This is a genomic window from Microbulbifer sediminum (assembly GCF_021729035.1).
Lineage (GTDB): Bacteria > Pseudomonadota > Gammaproteobacteria > Pseudomonadales > Cellvibrionaceae > Microbulbifer > Microbulbifer sediminum.
In genome coordinates this window covers 404,071-428,458 of sequence record NZ_JAJSAP010000002.1, presented here as the reverse complement: position 1 = coordinate 428,458, position 24,388 = coordinate 404,071, and the positions used below count along the sequence as shown (strand labels likewise).

Genomic DNA, 24,388 nt, shown 5'->3' with positions numbered 1-24,388 from the left:
TGTTAGCCTCCCGGGCGGCCGTTCAGAGGTTGAACCAGCGCAGGCCCTCGGCGCGTTCCGACAGGATCGGTTGCGCGCAGATTTGCCCCTGTGGGGCCCGCAGTACCTCTTTCGCCTCTTGCAGGAATCCCGCCAGTTCGGCGGTGACCGGTGCCGGCGCATCGGGGGCCGCACTGTCGATATCCAGCTGCAGGGGCGCCTCGGCCGGCTCACCCTGGTAGCGCCAGACGCCGCTGGCCGCGTCGTACTGGTAATAGGGCAGCAGCCGGTGACCATCCGCCGCAACAATTTCAATTGCCTCAATAAGGTAGTCGGCGGTCTCCTCGTCGAGGAAATAATTGAAGTTCAGGCGCACCCAGCCCGGTTTGAGGATACTTTCCCCCTCGCTCACCAGCTCTTCCAGGGCGGCACTCTGCTCGGGGGTCAGGTGCAGCAGCTGGTGGCCATACGGGCCCGCGCAGGAACAGCCACCGCGGACCTGGATGCCGAACAGGTCATTCAGCAGGGCCACCACAAACCCGTGGTGGAGGGGCTTGCCGTCCCGGAGAATATGCATGGAGACGATGCTGACACGGGGAGCCCCGGTACCGCCCAGAATCTCGATATTCGGGTTGCTGCCCCAGCGTGCAAAGGCGCGATCCAGCCACTGTGTCTCCCTCGCCTCGATCTCTGCGGCACCGACCCGGTCTTTCAGGGCGAAGACCATACCTGCCCGCACGGATTCGACGATTGCGGGGGTGCCGGCCTCCTCCCGGCGCTCGCCGGCAGGCAGGTAGGTATGGCTTTCGGGGCCGACCCAGGACACGGTGCCTCCCCCGGGGACCGCCGGCCGTTCGGCGGGCAGCAGTGACTTACGCACCACCAGTACCCCCGGCGTGCCGGGACCGCCCACAAACTTGTGGGGCGAGAGGAACAGGGCGTCCTTGCAGGTACTGTCACCATCCCCCTGCATATCGATTTCCACATAGGGCCCGGCGGCCGCGTAGTCCCAGAATGACAGGGCGCCATGGCGGTGCAGTAATGCGGTCACTGCCTCGACATCGGTGCGGATACCGGTGACGTTGGAGGCAGCGGAAAAGCTGCCGATGCGCAGTGGCCGGTCCGCATGTTCCAGTAACGCCTGGTCCAGGGCCTCCAGGTCGACGCTGCCATTGGCTCCCTGGGGAATCGTTACGACCTCGGCCACCGATTCGCGCCAGGGCAGGTCGTTGGAATGGTGCTCGTAGGGACCGATAAAAACTACCGGGCGCCGGGCGGAGGGGATCTCCGCCGAAGTGGCGCCAAAACGCTGGTATTGGCTGGCTCGCAGGCCCAGGCTATCCACCAGCCGGTTGACGGCAGCAGTGGCTCCTGCTCCGCAGAAAATTACCGCGTGTTCCTCGCCGGCATTCACCGAGCGCCGCACTGCAGCGCGTGCCTGTTCCCTGAAAGCGGTGGTCTGCCGGCCGGTGGCCGAAGTCTCGGTATGGGTGTTGGCATACCAGGGCAGTACCTGGTTACGAATGAGATCCTCGATAAATGTCAGGCCACGTCCGGAAGCCGTGTAGTCGGCGTAGATCAGCGGGCGTGTGCCAAATGGGGTGGCAAGCGGCAGGCGCTCGCCGATGACGCTGGTGCGGATGCGCTCGAGAAGGGTGGCATGGTCTTTCATCATTATCTCTACTGCCAAGACGGGTCGGGTTGCAGGCCCGGTGACCCCACTTGCCCTGTGGGGTAACGGGTGGCCCGCCGTCCATTGTTTTTAAAATTATCGGGTGCGGTACTCGAGCGGCCGGTGTCAGTCTCCGGGGGGGATGGGCAGTTCGGTGGTGCTCTTGATCTGCTCCATGGCAAAGTTGGAGACGATATCGCTGATGCCCACCTGGCGGATCAGTTCCTTGTAGAAACGGTCATAGGCGGCGATATCACCGACCACGATTCGCAGCAGGTAATCGTACTCGCCGGCCATCCGGTAGCAGTCAACCACCTCCGGTAGCTTTCCCACCAGCGCGGCAAACGATTCGGCCCATTCGGCGGTGTGCTGGTCGGTTTTAACCTGGGCAAACACCGACACCGGTAGCCCCAGGACCTCCGCGTTCAGCAGGGCCACCTTGCGACGGATGATGCCGCTCTTCTCCAGTTTCTGAATCCGCCGCCAGCAAGGGGTCTTGGTCAGCCCCACACGCTCGGCCAGCTCTTCGATGGAAAGGCTAACATCTGATTGCAGGATAGCAAGAAGTTGTCTGTCGATCGCGTCAAGTGAGGACATTGTTCTACAAAGCTCCCTATAACGCGGGGTCTGTATCCCTGAATCATGCATTGGGGCCATCAGTGGCAACAAAATACCCCGGCTAATTTGTATGTGGTGCGGGGATCCGACCTCGGGAATCGTTGGCCAACCTCTGCACTCACACCGGTAACGTTAATCTCCCGTCAGCCGAGTCGGTAGCCCGGATTTCTCTTGCGGGGGAGCGGATGGGGGAAGTGCTGGGGAACTGTCGGTGAGTAGATGGGGGTAGTGTTGCGCGCGCCACAGGGGGGACTGCAGCGCGCGTCTGGCTCAGGCGGCGTTCTTCGGCGGGAATCGCGGCTCGAACAGCCCCCGGTCGATCGCCTCGCGAACATGGCTCATCAGGTCGATCTCGGTCAGCTCCTGCAGTTGCTGAAGGTCGTTCAGCACGTAGTAAATGGGCTGCACGATGTCGATACGGTAGGGCGTCCGCAGTGCGTCGAGCACATCGAAATCATACCGGTCCGGCTCGTCGCCGAGGGCGTACAGGGTCTCCTTGGGCGATGACAGGATGCCGCCGCCATAGATCCGCAGGCCATCGCTGGTCTGCAGCAGCCCGAATTCCACCGTGAACCAGTAGAGGCGGGCGAGGTAGGCACGTTCCTTGGGGGAGGCGGCAAGGCCCAGCTGGCCATACTTCTGGGTGAAGTTGGCAAAAGCCGGGTTGGTCAGCATGGCGCAGTGACCGAAGATTTCATGGAAGATATCCGGCTCCTGCAGGTAGTCGAACTCTTCCGGGGTCCGAATAAACGTGGCGACCGGGAACTTCCGGTCTGCCAGCAGCCCGAAAAAGGTCTCGAAGCCGATCAGGGCCGGCACGCGGGCCACTTCCCAGCCGGTCTCGCGCCTCAGGACGCTGCTGATTTCCTCCAGCTGCGGGATGCGGTCGCGGGGCAGGTCCAGCAACTCGAGCCCGCGCAGGTACTCGTCGCAGGCGCGTCCCGGAACCATTTTCAGCTGCCGCTCGATCAGGCGCTGCCAGGTCTCGTGCTCCACATCGGTGTAGTGGATATAGCCCTGGGCGTCCGGCTCCCGGGCGATATACTTGCTCGGTTTCTTGCCGCTGGCTTGGGAATCTTTCTGCTTCATGGCTCTGTTCTCCCGGCGCGTCATGGCCACTGGCCCTGTGGACCCAAGTGGCGCAGGTGCGCTAACTCATTGTTTTTATCACCCCCACATTTTTAGCCAGAGTGAGGTGGGAGTGGCAGGCTGCGGCCCCCACACTTGCATACCGCAGTGTGCTGGCGCTAAGATTTTTGTAAACTAATCTTTACAGGTTTCTATGCGCGTAGAGATAACTTGTGACAATCGTGTCGGCATATTGCATGAAATAACGGCTATATTTGCCGATTACCGGGTAAATGTGGCATCTGGAGAGCTGGGTGGTGACAGCGGGGACAAGGTTTACCTGTCTGCGCCGGGAATGCTCAACACCCAGTTCAATGCGATCGAGAAATCCCTGCTGCAGGTGCCCGGCCTGAAGCGGGTGCGCCGTATATCCCTGATTCCCTCCGAACGCCGCCACTTCGAGCTGGATACGCTCCTGCGCCACGTCTCTGAGCCGGTGCTCTCGGTGGACAGGGAGGGGCGGATCGTGGCCGCTAACCTGGCGGCCGCGCGAGCCTTTGGCGTGGGTGTGGACCGGGTGCCCGGCATGCAGTTGCAGCGTTTCCTGCCTCTGCTGCAGGTTGCAGAACTGCTGCGGGATTTCGCCGTGCCGCGCTACGGAGTGCCGGTTACCGTGCGCGGAAGCAGCTTCAGGCTGGAGTGGGTGCCCATCGCGCTGGCGGATAGTAACGAGGTTGAGTCTCTGGCCGGGGCAGTGTTGACACTGCAGGCGGACGCAGATACCGCAGTACTGTCGCGGCTCCCGCCCCCGGTCGCTTTGTGGGATTTTGACCTGCGTCGGCGGGTGTGCCTGGACCTCCAGCAAATGGCCGGCCTGGTGTCGCCGCTGCTGATCACCGGTGAAGAGGGCAGTGGCAAAAGCACCTTTGCCGGGGCCGCGCACTACCTGTCGCCGGTCGCTTCCCGGGGGGAGTGTTTGCGCCTGGACGCATCCTCCGCCGCGGTGGTGGGCCTGATGCCCCGGGACTGGCCCGGCGCGGGTACCCTGATCCTGGATGAACCGGAGAAGTTGCCGGCCGCTGCACAGCTATCACTGCTGCGCCACCTGCGGGAATTGCCGCGCAGCGTCCGCCCGGTTGCCACCTGTCGCCAGCCGGAGCTGTTGCAGCCGGGCCTGGCACAGTTTTTTTCCAGTTTAGTGCTTGAATTACCGCCTTTGCGCAGTATGCGGCCTGCGATGGATCGCTTTGCCACGGCGATTTTGTGGGAAGTGGGGAGGCCGAAGTCCGGCGACGACCAGGTGCAGCTCTCTCTCTCGGCTGGTGCGCTGGAGCGGCTGCATGCGCACGACTGGCCTCGAAACTTTGCCGGGCTGCTGGACTTTCTCGCCGTAGCTGCCCGGCGCAGTCGAGCCCGTGGGGAAACATTGGTTACCGTCGACGATCTTCCGGAACTGGCGCCGCACAATGATGGCCTGCCCCTGGACTGGGCCCGGGGGCTCAATTACCGGGAGGCGATGGATAAAGTGGAGCGGGGCATGTTGCAGGCACTGGTACAACAGCGCCTTTCGACCCGGGAGATGGCCCGGCGGCTGGGAATCTCCCACACCGCGGTGGCGAACAAGTTACGCCGGCATGGCCTGGCCCGGTAAATGCCTGGTTTGCGCCCGTTGCAACAATGCACGTAAATATACTAGGCACTCAGCGCTCGATCCGTCCCAGCAGCATATCCCGGAACATCACGAAATCCCCCAGCAGGCTGTAGAGCGGGTGTTTGAAGGTTGCGGGGCGATTGTGCTCGAAGAAGAAATGTCCGGCCCAGGCAAAGCCATACCCGGCCACCGGTACTGCCAGCAACCACAGCAGGTTGCCGGTAAAGGCGGTGGTGAGCAGCAGGGCGATTACCAGCAGCGTGCCGACAAAGTGCAGGCGCCGGCAGGTGAGGTTGGCGTGCTCATTCAGGTAAAAGGGGTAGAAGTCGGCAAAAGACCCGAATTCCTCTTGGGGTTGCGATTGCGGTTGTTCTCCGTCACGCGGGGCAGGCTCGGTTTGCTGGGGTTCTGTTGTCATTACCGGTCTCCGGTTTTTTGTTATGCAGTCCGATACGCGAGCCAGTGTACGCCGCTTCAGGCGGTGGTCCAAGTGAGCGCGGGTGCCCAGGGGGCGTCCGTTATGGGGCCGGGACCTGCCCTGAGCCCGCTGTAAACAGCTCCCGCAACAGGCCGGCAGAGAATCTGGTAGTCTGCGTCCCGGATTGCAGACTGCCTGTCGTGTGTCGTCTTGTCGATTGGCCGCGGGCTAAAGAATAAGGAGTAGAGTAGTTATGCCGGGACCGCTTTCCCATCTCAAGGTTCTCGACCTGAGCCGGATTCTCGCTGGCCCATGGGCGGGGCAGGTGTTTGCCGATTTCGGCGCTGAAGTAATCAAGGTCGAGCGCCCGGGGCGGGGCGATGACACGCGGCACTGGGGCCCGCCCTACCTGAAAGACGGCCAGGGGGCCGATACCAGTGAGGCGGCCTACTACCTCAGTGCGAACCGCGGTAAGAAATCACTGACAGTGGATATCACCAGCAAGGAGGGCCAGCAGATTGTCCGCGATCTCGCAGCATGCTGCGATATCCTGCTGGAAAACTACAAGGTCGGTGGACTGGAAAAATACGGACTGGATTACGCCGCCATTCGCGAGATCAATCCCGGCATCATCTACTGCTCGATTACCGGTTTCGGCCAGACTGGCCCCTATGCCAACCGTGCGGGTTACGACGCCATGATCCAGGGCATGGGCGGCCTCATGAGCCTGACCGGTGTGCCGGAGGGGCAGCCCGGCGCCGGTCCGCAGAAAGTGGGTGTGGCGGTAGCCGACCTGATGACCGGAATGTATGCCGTTTCGGCTGTCCTCGCGGCAGTGATTCACCGGCAGCAGACAGGGGAGGGCCAGTATATCGACCTGGCCCTGCTGGATACCCAGGTGGCCTGGCTGGCCAACCAGGCCCAGAATTTCCTCACTTCCGGTCGCAGCCCGGAGCGCCAGGGCACCGCGCATCCCAACATCGTTCCCTACCAGGCTGTGCCATCCCGGGATGGCTATTTCATGCTGGCTGTGGGTAATGACGACCAGTTCAAGCGCTTCTGCCAAATCGCCGGGCTGGGTGATCTCGCGGAACAGCCCGCCTACGCCACCAATGCCGCCAGGGTGATGGCGCGGGAACAGCTGGTTCCCATGATCGAGCAGGCGACCCGGGAGCGGGATTCCGGCTGGTGGCTGGAGAAACTCAGTGAGGCCCACGTACCCTGCGGTCCCATTAACAACCTGCAGCAGGTATTCAGCGATCCCCAGGTCCGGGCGCGGGGCATGGTAGTGGAACAGGAGCACCCCACCGCCGGCACCGTGCGCACGGTGCGCAACCCGGTGGTTTTCTCCGCTTCACCGCTGGAATACGACCAGGCACCGCCAGTATTGGGCGAGCACACGGAGGAGGTCCTGCGGGAGATGCTGGGGAAGGATTCCGGTGAGGTTGAAGCCCTGCGGAAGGAGGGGATTATCTGAACCGTGATGGCGGGGCCCTCCCTGGCCCGGCCATCACGGCTCCGGGGGTGCTTACTCCGTCAGCGCCGTTGTCCTGCTCGGTCCAGTCCCGGCCCGGGCGTGGGTATCGGCGAGGCCGGTCTGCGCCTCCTGCCCGATTACCTGCGCGGGGATGCCGACGGCCACCGTGCCTGCGGGTATATCCGCCAGTACCACCGCGTTGGCCCCGATACGTGCATGGGCGCCAACTGCCACTGGCCGGATAATCTTCGCCCCCGCACCGATATCCACGTTGCCCCCCAGGGTGACCCCGCTGACCAGGGTAACCTGTTGCAGCAGCAGGCAGTTTACTCCCACCTCGGCTTCGGGATGAATGACAATGCCGTTTGGGTGGGGCATCTGGAGCCCTCCGCCGATGCGGCAATTGAGAGGGATATCCGCCCCGGATACGATGCTCCAGAAGCGGTGCCGCACAACCGCCAGCCGCCGGCGGATACCGGCCAGCGGGCCATCGTCGGTGTGCTGGTAGTCGCGAATGCTTTTCAACAGTTTGCGCGATGGGTCCCAGAATCTCCTGGGGCGTTCGCGCGTCCAATCGGGCTCTGTTGCGGAAATCTCCTGGGCCATCCGTGCTGCTCCATCCCTGTCCTTGTTCGCCGATCGCCTGGTGCGCTCTGTCGGCCGCTTAACATACCACTGCTGGGCGGACCCGGAAAAGGTAAAGCGGATGAATGTCCTGGCCAGAATCAGAGAAAATCCCGCGGAATTTTCCTCTGCCAGTTCTCCGCGAATACCCTGTCGTCGCCTTCCCAGGCATCGAGCTGGGCGTGAATATAGAAAAAATCGGCGTCCGCGGTCAGTATGGTGCGGGTAGTGGTGCGCACAAACCAGTCATCGCGGGCAAAGGTGCGCTCGGTACGTGTCTCGCCCTTCAGGGAATTGAAGTCGTTATCCTGGAACGTGTACCAGTTCCAGGTGCGACTGGCGTATTCCAGGTCAATTTCGTCGATACGGATTAGCCCGTCGTCCTTGATCACCTCCAGGGTGGAAATGTCTTCGGCCAGGTCCTGGTGTACCAGCCAGTTGTGGTGTGGCGATTCCAGGTACTCGATTTTTACCGGTTCCGCACCCTCGCCGGGTTCAAACCGGATCCGGTCATCCTCCGCCCGGGGCTTGCGCAATGGCAGTACCAGGTTGCTGGTGGAACAATAGATATCCAGGCGCGTCGGTTTGGGTGGTGGCCAGGCCAGGGCCCAGTACGAAGTTGAGACACTCACGCGCAGCCGGTGTCCCCGTGGAAACACCTGGGCAACATGGTTCATATGCACCTGCACCCGGTACTTGAGGCCGGGGACCAGCTCTTCAGGCTTGTCATGGCCGTGGCGATGGGTCAGGTTGAAGAGGCCATAGGTCACACGGGTGGCGGCACCGTCGGGTGATACATCGGAAAGGCGCACGGCAACCATGGCGATGGGCTGTGAAGAGCTCAGCTCAATTTCCATGCGTGGTGCCCCGAGGATTTCCAGGTCGTCCTGCAGCGGGGCGCTCTGGAACACCAGTGCGCCGCCGTCTTCCTGGCGCTGGTCGTGGGGCAGGTCAGGAGCGGCGGTGTAAGAGCACCACTTGCCCGCAAACAGGCCCACGCTCAGGGGGGACTGTACCCGTAGAACATTCTCCATAACACAGGGCGGTTCATTGCCAAACAGGATCCGGTAGGCAGAGAGCTCGTAGACCCGCTCGATAATATTCGCCGATGGCCAGCTGTCCTCGCCCACCCAGCGCCCGGGACGTTGCCAGTAGTAGGTGGTCGGCGGCACGCTGTCCTGCATCCACGCCCGCAGGGTCGGTTCCCCGGTGATACCCGTGTCCTTGCCCTTGAGCCACTGGTCCCACCAGCGCAGTGCCTCGCCCAGGAAATTGATGGCGGGGCCCGGAATCCCCTGGTGGGGGTATTTGTGTCCCCAGGGGCCAATCAGGGCCAGGCGGGGAACCTCCAGGTGCTGCAGCAGCCGGAAAATGGCGTTGGTGTAGCCGTCGGCCCAGCCTCCCACCAGCATGGTGGGGCAACGGATGGCTTCGTAGTTCTCACTGACGGAACCGTGTTCCCAGTAGCCGTCCCGGTGCTGGTGGCGCAGCCAGATGTCCAGCCACAGGCCGCTGCCTCGCAGCCGCTCCAGCCACATGTCCCGCCACTTGTCGCCGACCAGTGCGGGATCGGGCGGGCAGGTGTTGATGGAAAACATGGTGGTGGCCTCCGACAGATTGTCAGTAAGCAGGCAGCCGCCCATGTAATGCATGTTGTCGATATAGAGGTCGTCGGTAGAGCAGCAGGACACGATGGCCTTCAGGGCGCGGGGCTGGCGTGCCGCCACCTGCAGGGCGTTAAAGCCTCCCCAGGAAATGCCCTGCATACCGACGCTGCCATCGCACCAGGACTGTCGGGCTATCCACTCGATCGCCTCCACCGCATCACTCAACTCCTGCTCGCGGTACTGGTCCGTCATTACCCCGCTCGACTCGCCGCTGCCACGCAGGTCCACGCGCACGCAGGCGTAACCGTGGCCGGCGAAATAGGGGTGCATGACGGAGTCCCGCAGGCGGGTCTTGTCGCGCTTGCGGTAGGGAATATATTCCAGGATTGCCGGGACCGGATGTTGCGGCGCATCTTCCGGCATCCAGATACGCGCTGCCAGCCAGCCACCATCCGCCAGCGGAATCTCGACATGTTCGATTGCGGTAATCTTGCACGGGAAATCTGTTACTACCCGCATCGGAACTCCAGTGGCGAGGGATAGGTGTGTTGGGCGTGTTCAGTAGCGAACGCTCTCGAACTGGAAAGGTTCGAAGCCTCGGCCATCGGCAAACTCGAACTTCAGCTGCCCGGCCAGGTTGCGGTAGGTTTCCAGTAATTCTTCCTGCTCCTGGGCTCCCAGGCAGATATCTGCCACTTCATAACTGTAGCTGTCCTGGCTTGCCAGGTCGCTGAGTTGCTGGCCTTCATCGACGACCAGGTGGATCCGGCAGCCCGGGATGGATGCCTCGAGCGCCCGGAGTTCGGGTTCGGTGGGGACGCGGGTGACCAGTGTGTCGGCGTAGCGCCGCAGCATGAACTTGGCGGCACACTTGAAGGGGCCCTGCAGGTCAGAAAAATCGGTGGTCCGATCGAGCGCGACATCCAGGGCGGCCTCATGATTGGAGACGCCGTGCACCTTGACGAACTGGTCGCTATGGGACTGGGATATACGGGTATTGATCTCCAGTACCCGGAAGGTATCAGTGGCCGGTTCCCAGAAAAACTCGATACCGAAAGCCGAATTGTCGAAGCCAATCTGACGCAGCAGCCGTTCGCCAGCCGCACAGATTTTTTCCTGGGCATAGTCCGGCCACGCGGACGGATATTCGTAGCGGGTGAAACTCTGGTTGCGGCTGTCTTTCACCGTATCAACGATGCCGTGCACCCTGTAGCAGCCGTTGATCATTGTGCCCTCGATACCGCATTGCTTGCCGCTGAGAAGCTTTTCCGCGAGGCACCAGTTGCCGTCCACTGGCCCCACTTCAGGCGGGATCCCGACCCTGGCCAGGGCGTAATTGAGCAGCTCCCCCAGTTGCCGGATTTCGCCGCGGATTATCTCTATGGCGCGGCGAAAGCCCGCCTCATCATCAACCCGGAAGCCCAGCTGGGAAGAGTGGCCCACTATTGGCTTGAGCCAGAAAGGAAAGCCGAACTGGAGTTGCTGGAGAGGATCCTTTGCAAATGGGTCCACCGGGCAGAATTCGGGAACCCAGCCGGGGAGGGCAGCGCGTTGTTCCAGTCGGCTCCAGTACTTGTGCTCGCATTTCATCACCGCTGGCAGGGTGGCTGAGCGCAGGCCGTGCTGCTGGCAAATGATGGGGTGCAGGGTGCTGGAGGGAAAGTCCCAGTGATTGATGATGCCGGCAAGTTGACCGTTGTAGCGCCGTACCTTCCGCTCGGCGTCATCGAGGAGATCTGCCATTGGGCGTTCGGGAAACCAGACAATTTCGTCATCGGTAAAAAGTTCGTGCCACTGGAACTGCTCTGCACCCCTCACTGCATTCAGGTACTCGCGGTGCAGTGGGGCGAGCCCGAAAACAAAGAACTGCCTGGCCATTCTTGCTCCCCATTGGCAGGTTTTTAAACATCAGAAAGCATTGCTTTTTCCAGCATAGCAGCTCAAAACTGCCCGGTTTGCCTCAGGGGTGAGTCGGCCGCGCGATGTCGGCGGGGCGCTTTCCCACCCCGGTTTTCCCCCGACAGTCGCCTGGTTTGCAGGAAAGATTCCTGCGCCAGTGCTAGATTGAAACAAGGTGAATTTCACGACGGTGAGAAGTAATGGCTGTCTTGCTTGCCCGGCGCAGGGTGATATCCCTGCTGGGGGCCCCCTTGATTTTGTTGCTGGTGGCCATTTCGACGGGTGCTGCCGGTGCGACAGGGCGGGTCAGCTGCGATGAACTGTCAGGTCTGGCTATAGAGAATCTTGTCTGCCAGGACTCCGAGCTCAGCGGACTGGACCACATGCTGGGGGAAATCGTGCGAGGGGCGGCCCGGCTGCGGGAAGTCGGTGAGGTGGCGCGCAAGCGCTTGCAGGCTTCCCAGCGGGATTGGCTCGAGTCACGTAATAACTGCTGGCGGGCGGGTAATCCACGTGACTGTGCCGTGCGGCATTACCGTCGCCGTATCGCCGAGTTGCAGGTGGAGCTGGCAATGGCCGGACTGGAGAGGGAGGCGCGATATCGCTGCGGACGTGAAGTCCTGACACTGCGCTTTTATGACACCAGCCTTCCTTCACTGAGCGCTACATTTCGCGGGGAGAATGTATTTATGGTCGGCAATGGGGGCTCGCCCGTCAGGGGTTACAGGGGGGCATCGATTTCCCTGCTGTTCGATGGTGACAAGCTCTGGTTACGGCCGGAGGGAAACGCATCTGCGCCGTTGGAGTGCCGGGGCAGCCGCCGGTACGTACGGAAGGCGCAGGCGTACCGTGCTTTCGCCCAGTGTGGTGACGGCCCCTGATTTCCGCAGCGGGCTGGCGGCCGCCGCTCCCGGCAAAACGAAAAAAGCCCCGGACACCTGGCCGGGGCTTTCATGCACGCCATTGAAAGCGGACGCCTGCGGTCAGAATGCGGCGTTACGCGGTGTGCGTGGGAAGGGGATAACGTCGCGGATATTGCCCATACCGGTGACGTAGGACACGATGCGGTCAAAGCCGAGACCGAAGCCGGCATGGGGTACAGTGCCATAGCGGCGCAGGTCCCGGTACCAGTCCAGGTGCTCCTTGGGAATCTCCATCTCATCCATGCGCGCGTCCAGCTTGTCCAGGCGTTCCTCACGCTGTGAGCCGCCGATGATCTCGCCTATGCCCGGGGCGAGGACGTCCATTGCGGCAACAGTGTTGCCGTCGTCGTTCATGCGCATGTAGAAGGCTTTGATATCCTTCGGGTAGTTCATTACCACCACCGGCTTCTTGAAGTGCTTCTCGGCCAGGTAGCGCTCGTGTTCGGAAGCCAGGTCGATGCCCCAGGATACCGGGAACTCGAACTTCTCCTTGCAGTTCTCCAGGATGTCGATTGCCTCGGAGTAATTGATGCGCGCGAAGTCATTCTCGATGATGTTCTCCAGGCGGCTGATGGCCTCCTTGTCGATGCGCTGGGCAAAGAAGGCCATATCGTCAGCGCGCTCTTCCAGGACCGCCTTGAAGACATACTTGAGCATCTGCTCCGACAGCGCCGCAATATCTGCCAGCTCGGCAAACGCGATCTCGGGCTCCACCATCCAGAACTCCGCCAGATGGCGGGTGGTATGGGAGTTTTCGGCCCGGAAGGTGGGGCCGAAGGTATATACCTTGGACAGGGCCAGGCAGTAACTCTCCACATTGAGCTGCCCGGATACGGTGAGGAAGGTCTCCTCGCCGAAGAAATCCTCGTGGAAATCCACCTGGCCCTTGTCGGTCCGGGGCAGGTTTTCCAGGTCCAGGGTGCTGACCCGGAACAGCTCGCCGGCACCCTCACAGTCGGACGCGGTGATGATCGGCGTGTGGACCCAGTTGAAACCCTGTTCGTGGAAGAAGCGATGGATTGCCTGCGCAATGCAGTTGCGGACCCGGGCCACGGCGCCACCAACATTGGTGCGTGGGCGCAGGTGAGCGTGTTCCCGCAGGTGCTCCATGGTGTGGCGCTTGGGAGACATCGGGTAGGTATCCGGGTCCTCGACCCAACCGACCACGTGGACTTCGCTGGCCAGCAGCTCGATGGCCTGACCTTTGCCCTCGGACGGCTTGATGGTGCCAACGATATCGACAGCGCAACCGGTGGTCAGGCGCAGCACCTCGGACTGGTAGTTGCTGAGGCTGGACTCCACCACTACCTGCAGAGGGTCAAAGCAGCTGCCATCGTGGACAGCCAGGAAAGACAGCCCGGCCTTGGAATCGCGACGGGTGCGAATCCAGCCCTGGATACGGGCCTGCTCGCCCTCGCGACCGCTGGATTTCAAAAGAGTATCTACAGACTCGACTTGCATTGTTCTCGCTCGGTTCTCTATTGACTCGCGGGGTGCCCAGTTTTTGGGCAGTCCGCGTAGACCTGTTACGGCGGGCATATTGGACTGTTGCCGGGTGGAAATCCAGTCCCAGGGAGCTTGGGGCGATAGTGCGGCGGCTACGGGGTGGGCAGTGGCGTTCAGGGCCGGGCGGTCGCTGGTTGCGATCCCGATCCGGGGGAGTGCCGGTATCCGCGGGTGCGGTTACCGGCAGGAACGGGTCAGCCGCCGAGCGCGCGTCGACGGAATATGGGCTGCGATTCGTCTACGGCAGCCTGGTAGCTGTCACTGAAGTCCCGCAGGGACGAAAGGAGGGCTGCCGGGTCCTCCTCGCCCTCGTAGGCAAAGGCGTCGAAGCCGCAGCGGCGCAGGTAGGTCAGCTGGTCGCGGATAAAGCCGCCCACGGCACGTAACTCGCCCGTATAACCATAGCGCTCACGCAGCAACCTGCCGGTGGTAAAGCCGCGGCCATCGGCAAAGGCCGGGAAGTGCACGGCCACCAGGGGCAACTGACCGGCGTCGTCGCCCAGCTGGTCGGCGGTCTCGTCGCTGTCAAGCCATACCCCGATCTCATCGCCGCGCTCGGCCAGGTCTTCCCGAAGTCTTCGCCAGACAGGGAGGGGCAGTATCACCTTGCCCGGTGCCAGGGCTTCGGCGGTGATTGCCGCGTTTTCATCATCGGCCGGCAGCAGTCGCCACTCGTTGCGCACAACCCGTCCATCCCGGATCAACTGGGCCGGGTTTTGTGGTTGGGGGCCGGTTTTAGCTGGCTTTGGCATAGACTCTCTCCTTGAAGGGCTGCAGGCCGATGCGCTGGTAAGTGTCAAGGAACAGCTCGTCCGGACGACGCTGCTCCACGTAGGTATCCAGGATAATGCCGATCACCCCTGGTACCTCGGCGCGGGAGAAGCTGGGCCCCAGTACCTTGCCGAGGCTGGCGTTTTCCGAGGAACTGCCCCCGAGCTGCACCTGGTAGAACTCCTCGCCTTTCTTGTCCACCCCCAGGATCCCGATATGGCCCACGTGGTGGTGGCCGCAGGCATTCATGCAGCCGGAAATATTCAGGTTCAGGTCGCCCAGGTCGTAGAGGTAGTCCATGTCGTCGAAGCGACGCTGGATTGCCTCTGCCACCGGGATTGACTTGGCGTTGGCCAGTGAACAGAAGTCGCCGCCCGGACAGCAGATCATATCCGTCAGGGTGCCAATATTGGGTGTGGCAAAGCCCTGCTTGCGTGCGGCCTGCCAAAGCTCTAGGAGTTCGTCCTCGCGTACGTCCGCGAGGACGACATTCTGGTCATGGGTAACCCGGGCCTCACCAAAGCTGAACCGGTCGGCCAGGTCGGCGATGGCCTCCAGTTGGGTATCGGTGACGTCGCCCGGGGGGACGCCGGTGGGCTTGGTGGACAGGCGCACGGCTCGATAGCCTGGCACCCTGTGCGGGAAGGTGTTGCGCTCCAGCCAGCGGGCAAAGGCTTTGTCGCCCTCCGCCTGTGACTGCAGCGCGGAGTCAGCAGCAGCGCCGTCGAGGTCCGCGTAGTCGGGAGCGTCGAAAAATGACCTGGCCCACTGCAGGGCCTCGGGCGTCAAGCGGTCGGCACCGCCCCGGATCTGCTCCCACTCGCGTTCCACACGGCGGCCGAACTCCTCCGGCCCCAGCGCCTTGACCAGGATCTTGATGCGGGCCTTGTATTTGTTGTCACGCCGACCCAGCTGGTTGTAGACGCGGACAATGGCCTCGAGATAGGAAAGCAGGTCTTCCTCGGGGAGGAATTCACGGATCTTCTCGGCGATCACAGGGGTGCGTCCCTGGCCGCCCCCCACATAGACCTGGAAACCGATCTCGCCGTCCCGCTCCACAAGCTGCACACCGATGTCGTGGACCCGGATTGCCGCACGATCTGCCTCGGCACCGTTGACGGCAATCTTGAATTTACGTGGCAGGAAGGCGAATTCCGGATGGAAGGTGGACCACTGGCGGATCAGCTCGCAATAGGGGCGCGGATCGGCGATCTCGTCGCGGGCAACACCGGCATAGGGGTCCGAGGTGGTATTGCGGATACAGTTGCCGCTGGTCTGCACAGCGTGCATTTCCACTTCCGCCAGCTCGGCCAGGATATCCGGCACATCCTCCAGGCGGGGCCAGTTGAACTGCAGGTTCTGTCGCGTGGTGAAGTGGGCATAGCCCTTGTCGTAGTCGCGGCTGATCCGGGCCAGGCGGCGCAGTTGCTCGCTGTTCAGCAGGCCGTAGGGGACTGCGATGCGCAGCATGGGTGCCAGGCGCTGGATGTAGAGGCCATTCTGCAGGCGCAGTGGCAGGAACTGCTCCTCGCTCAGGTCGCCAGCCAGGTAACGTTCGGTCTGGCTGCGGAACTGCGCCACGCGTTCACCGATGATGGTGCGGTCCCGGTCGTCATATCGATACATAACAGCTTGATTCCATTGCCTTTTTTGCGCAAGCCGGAGGCGGGCCAAAAGCTCCGCGGATTCTCCGATGGCGCATAACATACCAGCGCTCTTATGCAAAAAATAACAATATTTTTTGCTATATCAGTAACTAATAGTTATATGAGGAATGGTCTCCGGAGCCTGTACAACTGGCACTGTGCGTCACCCGCTTGCGCTGCCTGTGGGTATTTGCTCTACTTGGTTGACCGTTCAAAACGGCAACAGCTACCTGTATAAGAATAATGCGTAAGCGGAGTATTCCGATGAGTAAAGAAGTAGTTGTATCTAATGATAGCGATAATGCAGTAGACGCCATTGCCGCCGTGGCGCTGGTTGCAATTTTTGTTGTGACCTGTGTGTACTGGGTGGCATCGCAGTAACTCCCCAGCCCCCTCCGGCCGCCCGGGTGGTTGTGTACCGGGCGAGCTGGTCCTGTCACCCTTCCCCGGCTTCTCTGCCTGGCCCGGTTGTAGCGTCGTCCCGCATTGGCCTTCAGCCCATATTCCCCAGCACCAGTTTCACAATCAGCACCAGGGCCGATACAAAGAGCGCGGTGAAGATGATGCCGGCGGCAATATAGGCCTTGATATTCCCGCTGCTAAAATCGCGCTCGCGGTTCTTGCTGCTCTGTACGCCGATGGCTGCGGCCAGCGTGCTGAGCACGACCTGGCCGAAGGAAGGGGAGTTCCCGCGCATGTCGTCCTGTGCGGTGTGGCCCGTCTGTTGTGTATCTTCGGGTTTTCTAGGCATTGGGGTTCTTCCCGCTAGTCCTCGAGGTTGGGGCGCAGCCAGCGCTCCAGCTCCTGTTCGGCCGTGCCTTTCCGCTCGGCCAGGCTTGCCAGCTGGTCGCGACCGATTTTACCCACGTTGAAATACCTGGCTTCCGGGTGCGCGAAGTACCAGCCGCTGACAGAGGCCGCCGGCATCATGGCGTAGTGAGAGGTCAGGCTGATACCGGCATTTTCCTCCGCGCCCAGCAGCCGGAAAAGCGTTGCCTTTTCGGTATGGTCCGGACATGCCGGATAGCCCGGGGCAGGGCGGATGCCGGAGTATGCCTCGCGGATCAGCTCCTCGTTGGTCAGTGCCTCGTCCGGGGCGTATCCCCAGTAATCCGTGCGGACCTGCCGGTGCAGGTGTTCGGCGAGGGCCTCCGCCAGCCGGTCTGCCAGCGCCTTCACCATGATCGAGTTGTAGTCATCGTGGGCGGCCTCATATTCAGCTGCCAGTTCATCGGCACCGATACCGGCGGTCACCGCGAACCCGCCGACATAGTCGGCTACCCCGGATCCTACTGGCGCGACGAAATCCGCGAGGGACCGGCAGAGCCCGTCGCCGCCACGCTTCTGTACCTGCTGGCGCATGTGGTGCAGGCGCGCCAGTTCCGTTGTACGGGAATCATCACTGTAAACGACCACATCATCGCCGTCACTATTGGCAGGCCACAGGCCGATCACTGCACGGGCCCGCAGCAGCTTCTTGTCGATGATCTGCTGTAGCATCAGGCGGGCGTTTTTATACAGGTCTGTAGCGGCCTCACCCACGACTTCGTCGTTGAGGATGGCCGGGTATTTACCGGCCAGGTCCCAGGAGATGAAAAAGGGCGTCCAGTCGATGGTGTCGACCAGGGTCTCCAGGGGGATATCCTCGAGCACGGTCACGCCTGGCTTATTGGGCGCCGCCGGGGTGTATTCCTGCCAGTTAAATTGTGGTGCCGCCGCCAGGGCCTCCTCGTACGTCAGGCGCTTGTCGTTGCGCTTGCGGTTGGCCGTGCGATGGCGGACTTTCTCATACTCCTCGCGCACGCCCGCCACGTACCCGGGGCGGTGCTGGTCAGAGAGCAGGTTACTGGCAACGCCGACAGCGCGCGAGGCATCGGGGACGTAAACCACCTGGTTGCGACGGAACTCCGGTTCGATCTTGACGGCAGTGTGCGCCTTGGATGTGGTGGCCCCGCCAATCAGCAGCGGGATATCAAAGCCCAGGCGCTCCATTTCTGCTGCTACATGTACCATCTCGTCCAGGGACGGGGTGATCAGGCCGGACAGGCCGATAATGTCACACTGCTTTTCCCGGGCGGTCTGCAGAATAGTCTCTGCCGGCACCATAACGCCCAGGTCGATTACTTCAAAGTTGTTGCAGGCCAGTACCACGCCGACGATATTTTTGCCGATATCGTGCACATCACCCTTGACCGTGGCCATCAGGATGCGGCCATTGGGTTTGCTGTCTGCAGTTTTTTCCGCCTCGATATAGGGCTGCAGGTAGGCCACAGCCTGTTTCATGACTCGGGCCGATTTCACTACCTGGGGCAGGAACATCTTGCCTTCCCCGAACAGGTCGCCGACCACATTCATGCCGTCCATCAATGGCCCTTCAATCACTTCCAGAGGGCGCGCTGCGGCTTCGCGGGCGAGCTCGGTATCTTCCTCGATAAAGCTGGTGATGCCCTTGACCAGTGCGTGCTCCAGGCGCTTGTTCACTGGCCATTCGCGCCAGCCCAGGTCTTCCTTGCGCGCCTGGCCAGTGCCGTCGCCGCGGTATTTGTCCGCAATTTCCAGCAACCGCTCGGTGCCGTCCAGGCGCTTGTTGAGGATCACGTCCTCTACGTGCTCGCGCAGCTCTTCCGGCAGGTCGTCATAGACCGCCAGCTGGCCAGCGTTGACGATACCCATGTTGAGGCCGGCCTTAATGGCGTGGTACAGGAAAACCGAGTGGATCGCCTCCCGTACCGGATTGTTGCCGCGGAATGAGAACGACACGTTCGAGACCCCGCCGCTTACCTGGGCACCCGGCAGGTTCTGGCGTAGCCAGCGGGTGGCTTCAATAAAGTCCACCGCGTAGTTGTTGTGCTCGTCGATGCCGGTGGCGACAGCGAAGATGTTCGGGTCGAAGATGATGTCTGAGGGATTGAAGCCGACCCGGTCCACCAGGATGCGGTAGCTGCGCTCGCAGATCTCCCGCTTGCGCTCGAAGGTATCGGCCTGGCCCTTCTCGTCAAAGGCCATGACCACGACGGCGGCACCATAGCGCAGGCACAGCCGGGCCTTCTCGACGAAGTCCACCTCGCCTTCCTTCAGGCTGATGGAGTTGACGATCGGCTTGCCCTGGATGCACTGCAGCCCGGCCTCGATTACCTCCCACTTGGAGGAGTCCACCATAAACGGCACTTTGGCGATTTCCGGCTCGGTGGCGGCCAGGTTGAGGAAGCGGCGCATGGCGGCGACCGAATCCAGCATCGCCTCGTCCATGTTGACATCGATGACCTGGGCTCCGTCCTCGACCTGCTGGGCGGCCACCTCCAGAGCGGTGTCGTAGTCATCCTCCAGGACCAGGCGCTTGAAGCGCGCCGAACCGGTCACGTTACAGCGTTCCCCCACGTTGACGAACAGGGAGTGCTCGTCTGCGGTGAAGGGCTCCAGGCCCGACAGTCGCAGTGCCGGTTTGATTTCCGGCAACCTGCGGGGCGGGATGTCGGCGACTGCTGTGGCAATGGCGGCAATATGCTCGGGAGTCGTCCCGCAGCAGCCGCCGAGTATGTTGATAAAGCCGCTGCGGGCGAATTCCGCGACGATGGCCGCGGTCTCTTCCGGTGTCTCGTCGTATTCGCCGAACTCGTTGGGCAGGCCGGCGTTGGGGTGGGCCGATACGTGCCCAGAGCAGACGGCGGACAGCGCCTCTACATAGGGCCGCAGTTCGGTGGCGCCCAGGGCGCAGTTCAGGCCGACACTCAGCGGGCGGGCGTGGGCGATGGAGTTGTAGAACGCTTCGGTAGTCTGTCCGGAAAGGGTACGGCCAGAGGCGTCGGTAATGGTGCCGGAGATCATGATCGGCAGGGCATAACCCAGTTCATCGAACAGGTCGTGCAGGGCGTAGATGGCTGCCTTGGCGTTCAGGGTGTCAAAGATGGTTTCGATCAGGACCAGGTCGCTGCCACCCTCGATCAGCGCGCGCCCGGCCTCACGGTAGTTATCAACCAGTTCGTCGAAGGTTACGTTGCGCGCCCCCGGGTCATTCACGTCCGGGGAAATGCTGGCGGTGCGGGAAGTCGGGCCCAGCACGCCCGCCACCCAGCGTGGCTTGTCCGGTGTCGCCACTTCATCCGCCACGCGCCGGGCCAGCTCTGCGGCGGCCCGGTTCAGCTCGGGGACCAGCGCCTCCAGGCTGTAGTCGGCCTGGGACAGGCGGGTCGAGTTGAAGGTGTTGGTCTCGATGATGTCCGCGCCGGCGGCCAGGTAGTCGCGGTGCAGCTGCTCGATCAGGTCCGGCCGCGTGATGCTCAGCAGGTCGTTGTTGCCCTTGAGATCGCCCTGGTGGGTCGCAAACCGCGCACTGCGGAAGTCCTCCTCCTGCAGTTTCTCCCGCTGAATCATGGTGCCCATGCCACCGTCCAGGATAACGATGCGCTCGGCGAGCGCTGACTGGAGCTGGTTGAGGCGTTCACTGCGGGACTGCTGGGACATTGGCGATTCCTTCGGTTGGCTGTCGCTGAATGGTTGTGGTCGGTGAGTCATTTCAGGGCGCCCATATTAACATGCCCGGCGCCACCTGCGCTGTGTAATGGGCGCATGAATCCGTTATAACCAGTTGATCTTAAAGGGAAGTTAGCGGTTATTTGATCCCTGTTGTCTTGCGTGTGCATCCCGTTGGTTTAACTCGGGCGCAAGTGAGAGTAAAATACCCGACAAGGAAACTCGGTTATTTGAGAAGGTATATGTCACAAGAACCTGCAGCGCTGAATGTCACCATCACAGAGTCTGCCCAGGAGTACCTGCGCGAGCTGCTGGAGAAGCAGGATTGCGAGGGCATCGCCATCCGCATGTTCGTGTCCAACCCGGGCACCCCGACAGCGGAAACCTGTATCGCCTACTGCCGTCCCGGCGAGGAGCAGGAAGACGATGTAATGATGGAGCTGGATGGCCTGAAGGCCTACTTTGAGGGCCGTTCTGTGCCCTACCTGGACGAGGCGAAGGTGGACTACTCCTCGGACAAGATGGGCGGCCAGTTGACCATCCGGGCGCCGAACTCGCGGATGCCCAAGATCACCGATGACAGTCCGATCGAGGATCGTATCAATTACGTCCTTTACAACGATATCAACCCGGGGCTCGCAGCCCACGGTGGTCAGGTAAGTCTGGTGGAATTCACCGAAGACAACTATGCCGTATTGCAATTCGGCGGCGGCTGCCAGGGTTGCGGTATGGTGGACATGACCCTGAAAGAGGGCGTCGAGAAGACCCTGAAAGAGAAGATTCCGGAAGTGGCCGGGGTGAAGGACATCACCGACCACACGGATAAGTCGCAGGCGTACTATTGATCGCTGAAGATCGAAACCGAAAAAGCGAGCCGCCTGGCTCGCTTTTTTTATGCAAAAAAATTGTGCTTGTGCCGTCCGCATGACCGGTAAAGGCTTCCTGCCTGATGTGAACAGTCAGTGCTGCTCCTCGAGAAAGTAACTAGGCCGCTGTGTGAATTGGGGTGAAAAGTGTGAAGTGGGTTCAGCCTGTTGAACTACTGCCCACGGGCCAGAAGTATCTTGGTGAAAATGATGAACAGGCTGGCCGCAATCACGGCGACCAGGAAGTATGGGATATTGGCTTCTTCCCTTGGTGGGATCTCTTCTCGTATCGCGGTGATAATTATTCCCCCGGCGACAAACATTGTGGAAAACTTGAAAGCCGGGTTTAGCTGCTCTGCCAACAGCGACCCAAGCCAGCCCGCAAGCATGCTCAAGGAGAACACAACCCGAAAGTAGCGAGTGTACCGATTGGGGTAGTGCCTCCACAGATGGTAATTGATGCCAATAAAATGCATTCCGAAAGCAAATGTCAGTCCAAGATAGCTGAGCCAGTAGGGGATCGGCCATGCGCCGAGAAGGAAGCCGATCTGCGCATTATAGAGGGCAAAGATACTCGTCACTAAAATCACTGTGCTGGATGGTCGTCTGCCCTTGGTGTCCTCATCTTCGGCGAGGTCTTTTCTTACGAGTAAAAGAAAGATGACAAATCCCACCAGGGCGGCGAGATAAGCGTGTAGTCCGACGGGCAAGAGTGCACTATCGTCGCCCTTTACAAAGATGGATGTCTGTATTTCGGCAAGCTTGGGTAGTAATGCCAGAAATACATAGGAGATACCCACGCCTGCTGAAACACTCAGGATTGGCGGATGATTACTGCCCTGCAAGAACTGCCATCTGGGAAGCGTCCAGCAAATCAGGCACAGTATCAATACCGCGCTGAATGAAATGTAACCAGCCATAGGGGCTATACCTTTCCTCGACCCTGGGATGCGCCCATCAATACCGGGGAGCAAGCGTGAACATGCGCCCCAGTAAACTCTTCAGCGTTCCTCGAAATATTTAAACTCGTCGACGTGGTCCAGATAGATCCCATCGAACGCGGAATCCAGTATCTGGTCGAGATAGTTGTCGGCCGAGCCGAACAGAATGTCTCGCCAGCCTTCCTCCCAGTAGCGCACCTGGTAATTTCCCGGGATCCCGGTGACTTGCTCGCCCAGCCAGCTCGGCGGGTTGGTGGGCCAGCTGTTCTGCCAGTAAAAGCGGTCGCTCTCGGCCTGGCCGATGCTGAGGTAGGCGAGCAGGATACGCCGGCCGCCATCGGGCTTCAGTTGCAGTTGTTGCAACTGGGCGGTGGTAAACGGCTGGCCGTTGAAAAAGAAATCCAGGATCAGCAGGTCGTAGCCCGTTGCGGCGAGCGCATCGATGAATTCCTGGCGTGTTGAATAGAGGCGCGGGCTGGTCAGGTGCAGGAAGTTGCGGGCCTGTGCCAGTGTGTCAATATCGCGGCGGTTGAAGCCGGGGATCACGGTGGGATAGTCCGGAATGGTATCCAGCTGCCTACTGGGCGCGACAAAACCAGTGTAACCAGCATCCTCTGTGAGTCGGTACGCCTCGTCGATATTGCGCTGGCTGGTGGCGAAGTCGGTAACCAGGATCGGGATGCTGCCACTGGCGACGGCCAGGTCGAGCAGGGTGCGTAGCCGCTCCGTCTCGATGACGGGGGTTGGCTGATCGACGGTTCTGCCACCGAAAAACAGCCCCTGTACCCCGAGGCCATTCACTGCATCCAGGTAGCCTCCCTGGATGGTCCCGGTGCTCCGCCCGTCACTGGTTATCAGTTCGGTGCCGCCCTGTGGGACAATAATAAACTCTTCCTCGATATCCCGGGCATAGGCGCTGATGTCCCGCACCAGGTTGCGCATGTCGATGCGGTAATTGCGGTTTTCGGTCTGGAAGCTGAATGCCGGCAGGTCGTCGAAATCACAGGCGATCAGTAGCAGTGGCACCAGCAACAGTACTAGCCATTTCCTCAATTTTCTTTCCCTCCCTGTCAGGTCCGGCGGACCCGTGTCATCCCTCACACAGCCGTTTTCAGGCGCTCACAAGGGTTACTGGCAGTATTCATAACCCGTCCCAGGTTACGCCAGGGCCGGCCTGCCGGTTTCGATATCATAGCTGCCTGCATCACTCACAGCAGTGCTGGCTGAACAGGCCGGGCGCTGGTGCCTGGTTCGAGTGTTGTGGGGCAGCGGCAACGTAGCGCAGGGCGGGCGAGAAGCGGGGGAGGGGAAGACGCCAATTATCCGGCGTGAAGGCAGCGATGGATGTCGGCTCTGTTACCGCTGCTGTGGACCGGGACCTTCCCGGATAGCTGACCCCGGCTCCGCGGACCTCACAAACGCGGGCGGGGCGCCGAGGGCTCGGACCTAGATGTTAAGGATCTGGATCAGGCCGACAGCAATCAGGTAGCCCGCCACGATGTAGTTGAGCAGCTTGGGCTTGATCAGGATACCCACGCCGGCCAACAGTGCGAGAATGGGGGCAAGTTCTAGGTGTAACGTCATACCAGATAACCTTCTGCGTTTTTATGGTGATTTATACGTCGGAAGAGAGTAAACGGTGATTCGTGGCCGAAGCAAGGAACCGTGTCGTGGTCCCGGAATCCCGCACGGGAGCAGCCAGGTCACAGGCGGGGCGTGGCAGTTGCCCGTATCCTGCTAGCAGCCGAGTGCGGCCAGTTGCTGTTCCAGCCACTGCTGGAACTGTGCCCGGGGCAGGGCCCCGGAAAGTCGCGTGAACTCCTTTCCGCCATGGAACAGCACCAGCGTGGGAATGGAGCGGATCTGGTGGGTTGCGGCAGTCTGGGGATTGGCCTGGGTATCGACCCTGGCGAATATTACGCGGGTCGCCATTTGTGTGGCGACCGCGCTGAAAACTGGCGCAAACTGCTGGCATGGGCCGCACCAGGGGGCCCAGAAATCCACTAACAGCGGCAGGTCGGTATTCTGCACCAGCCGGCCGAAATCCCTGTCCTTCGCAGTCACGGGCTTGCCGGGCAGAAGCCTGGCGCGACATTTGCCACACAACGGGCGGTCGTTAAGCCTTTGCGGGGGAATCCTGTTGATCGCGCCGCATTCTGGACAGGGCAGTTGCAGTGGTGGGCTGTGTGTCATTCTCGTTCTCGATTCCCCGCCGCAGCGGTTCAAGTAGCGTGGCAACATCCGCTTACGCC

Annotated in this window: 20 protein-coding genes; 4 read left to right on the top strand and 16 right to left on the bottom strand. The window is 61.3% G+C overall.

Annotated elements, in window-relative coordinates; translation table 11 throughout:
• Positions 1 to 22 precede the first annotated feature (22 nt).
• The 3 genes from LVD11_RS04580 to phhA form a co-directional block, all read right to left on the bottom strand.
• Positions 23 to 1,654, bottom strand: a complete 1,632-nt coding sequence (locus LVD11_RS04580) for an aminotransferase class V-fold PLP-dependent enzyme (protein ID WP_237056755.1) — start codon at positions 1,652 to 1,654, stop codon at positions 23 to 25.
• Positions 1,655 to 1,777: 123 nt separating this feature from the next.
• Positions 1,778 to 2,248 (bottom strand): Lrp/AsnC family transcriptional regulator, encoded by a 471-nt coding sequence (locus LVD11_RS04575; protein WP_237056753.1) that lies wholly within the window; start codon positions 2,246 to 2,248, stop codon positions 1,778 to 1,780.
• Positions 2,249 to 2,539: 291 nt separating this feature from the next.
• Positions 2,540 to 3,358 carry a phenylalanine 4-monooxygenase gene (gene phhA / locus LVD11_RS04570; RefSeq protein WP_237056750.1) on the bottom strand — a complete coding sequence of 273 codons (819 nt, stop codon included), beginning with the start codon at positions 3,356 to 3,358 and terminating at the stop codon, positions 2,540 to 2,542.
• A 193-nt stretch (positions 3,359 to 3,551) separates the two neighbouring features.
• Between phhA and LVD11_RS04565 the strand changes: the two genes are divergently transcribed.
• Complete coding sequence (locus LVD11_RS04565; RefSeq protein WP_237056742.1) at positions 3,552 to 4,988, top strand: TyrR/PhhR family helix-turn-helix DNA-binding protein; 1,437 nt, start codon at positions 3,552 to 3,554, stop codon at positions 4,986 to 4,988.
• Positions 4,989 to 5,037: 49 nt separating this feature from the next.
• Here the strand turns inward: LVD11_RS04565 and LVD11_RS04560 are convergent, their stop codons facing one another.
• Positions 5,038 to 5,406, bottom strand: coding sequence for an Mpo1-like protein (locus tag LVD11_RS04560; RefSeq protein ID WP_237056741.1), 369 nt, complete (start codon positions 5,404 to 5,406; stop codon positions 5,038 to 5,040).
• A gap of 253 nt (positions 5,407 to 5,659) precedes the next feature.
• Here LVD11_RS04560 and LVD11_RS04555 point away from each other — a divergent pair, with 253 nt between their 5' ends.
• Positions 5,660 to 6,883 carry a CaiB/BaiF CoA transferase family protein gene (locus LVD11_RS04555; protein WP_237056739.1) on the top strand — a complete coding sequence of 408 codons (1,224 nt, stop codon included), beginning with the start codon at positions 5,660 to 5,662 and terminating at the stop codon, positions 6,881 to 6,883.
• 51 nt (positions 6,884 to 6,934) lie between these two features.
• Here LVD11_RS04555 and LVD11_RS04550 read toward each other — a convergent pair whose 3' ends face one another.
• The 3 genes from LVD11_RS04550 to LVD11_RS04540 form a co-directional block, all read right to left on the bottom strand.
• A complete protein-coding gene (locus LVD11_RS04550; RefSeq protein WP_237056737.1) occupies positions 6,935 to 7,489 on the bottom strand; it encodes a serine O-acetyltransferase in 555 nt (184 codons plus the stop codon).
• 119 nt (positions 7,490 to 7,608) lie between these two features.
• Complete coding sequence (locus LVD11_RS04545) at positions 7,609 to 9,633, bottom strand: CocE/NonD family hydrolase (RefSeq protein ID WP_237056735.1); 2,025 nt, start codon at positions 9,631 to 9,633, stop codon at positions 7,609 to 7,611.
• 39 nt (positions 9,634 to 9,672) lie between these two features.
• On the bottom strand, positions 9,673 to 10,992 hold the full coding sequence (locus LVD11_RS04540) for an ATP-grasp domain-containing protein (RefSeq protein ID WP_237056732.1): 1,320 nt from the start codon (positions 10,990 to 10,992) through the stop codon (positions 9,673 to 9,675).
• A gap of 221 nt (positions 10,993 to 11,213) precedes the next feature.
• Between LVD11_RS04540 and LVD11_RS04535 the strand changes: the two genes are divergently transcribed.
• Entirely contained in the window at positions 11,214 to 11,894 is a 681-nt protein-coding gene (locus LVD11_RS04535; RefSeq protein WP_237056730.1) for a lysozyme inhibitor LprI family protein, read from the top strand.
• A gap of 102 nt (positions 11,895 to 11,996) precedes the next feature.
• On the opposite strand, the gene asnS is transcribed toward LVD11_RS04535, so the two are convergent.
• The 5 genes from asnS to metH form a co-directional block, all read right to left on the bottom strand.
• Positions 11,997 to 13,397, bottom strand: coding sequence for an asparagine--tRNA ligase (gene asnS, locus LVD11_RS04530; RefSeq protein ID WP_237056728.1), 1,401 nt, complete (start codon positions 13,395 to 13,397; stop codon positions 11,997 to 11,999).
• A gap of 239 nt (positions 13,398 to 13,636) precedes the next feature.
• Complete coding sequence (locus LVD11_RS04525) at positions 13,637 to 14,194, bottom strand: DUF934 domain-containing protein (RefSeq protein ID WP_237056725.1); 558 nt, start codon at positions 14,192 to 14,194, stop codon at positions 13,637 to 13,639.
• Positions 14,178 to 15,839, bottom strand: coding sequence for a nitrite/sulfite reductase (locus LVD11_RS04520; protein WP_237056723.1), 1,662 nt, complete (start codon positions 15,837 to 15,839; stop codon positions 14,178 to 14,180). Before LVD11_RS04520 ends, LVD11_RS04525 begins: the two co-directional genes overlap by 17 nt.
• Positions 15,840 to 16,352: 513 nt before the next feature.
• Positions 16,353 to 16,610 (bottom strand): DUF2970 domain-containing protein, encoded by a 258-nt coding sequence (locus tag LVD11_RS04515; protein ID WP_237056721.1) that lies wholly within the window; start codon positions 16,608 to 16,610, stop codon positions 16,353 to 16,355.
• Positions 16,611 to 16,624: 14 nt separating this feature from the next.
• On the bottom strand, positions 16,625 to 20,320 hold the full coding sequence (gene metH / locus LVD11_RS04510) for a methionine synthase (protein ID WP_237056719.1): 3,696 nt from the start codon (positions 20,318 to 20,320) through the stop codon (positions 16,625 to 16,627).
• A 251-nt stretch (positions 20,321 to 20,571) separates the two neighbouring features.
• Between metH and nfuA the strand changes: the two genes are divergently transcribed.
• The gene (gene nfuA, locus LVD11_RS04505) at positions 20,572 to 21,174 is read left to right on the top strand and encodes a Fe-S biogenesis protein NfuA (RefSeq protein ID WP_237056716.1); all 603 of its coding nucleotides are present in this window, start codon (positions 20,572 to 20,574) and stop codon (positions 21,172 to 21,174) included.
• A gap of 194 nt (positions 21,175 to 21,368) precedes the next feature.
• Here nfuA and LVD11_RS04500 read toward each other — a convergent pair whose 3' ends face one another.
• From LVD11_RS04500 to trxC, 4 genes are all read right to left on the bottom strand, one after another.
• Complete coding sequence (locus LVD11_RS04500; RefSeq protein WP_237056707.1) at positions 21,369 to 22,115, bottom strand: hypothetical protein; 747 nt, start codon at positions 22,113 to 22,115, stop codon at positions 21,369 to 21,371.
• Positions 22,116 to 22,196: 81 nt separating this feature from the next.
• Positions 22,197 to 23,189: an endo alpha-1,4 polygalactosaminidase gene (locus LVD11_RS04495; protein WP_237056704.1), complete on the bottom strand. Its 993-nt coding sequence runs from the start codon at positions 23,187 to 23,189 to the stop codon at positions 22,197 to 22,199.
• A gap of 393 nt (positions 23,190 to 23,582) precedes the next feature.
• Complete coding sequence (locus LVD11_RS04490) at positions 23,583 to 23,720, bottom strand: DUF3096 domain-containing protein (protein WP_237056702.1); 138 nt, start codon at positions 23,718 to 23,720, stop codon at positions 23,583 to 23,585.
• Between the two features lie 153 nt (positions 23,721 to 23,873).
• Positions 23,874 to 24,329 carry a thioredoxin TrxC gene (gene trxC / locus LVD11_RS04485; protein ID WP_237056700.1) on the bottom strand — a complete coding sequence of 152 codons (456 nt, stop codon included), beginning with the start codon at positions 24,327 to 24,329 and terminating at the stop codon, positions 23,874 to 23,876.
• Positions 24,330 to 24,388 lie beyond the last annotated feature (59 nt).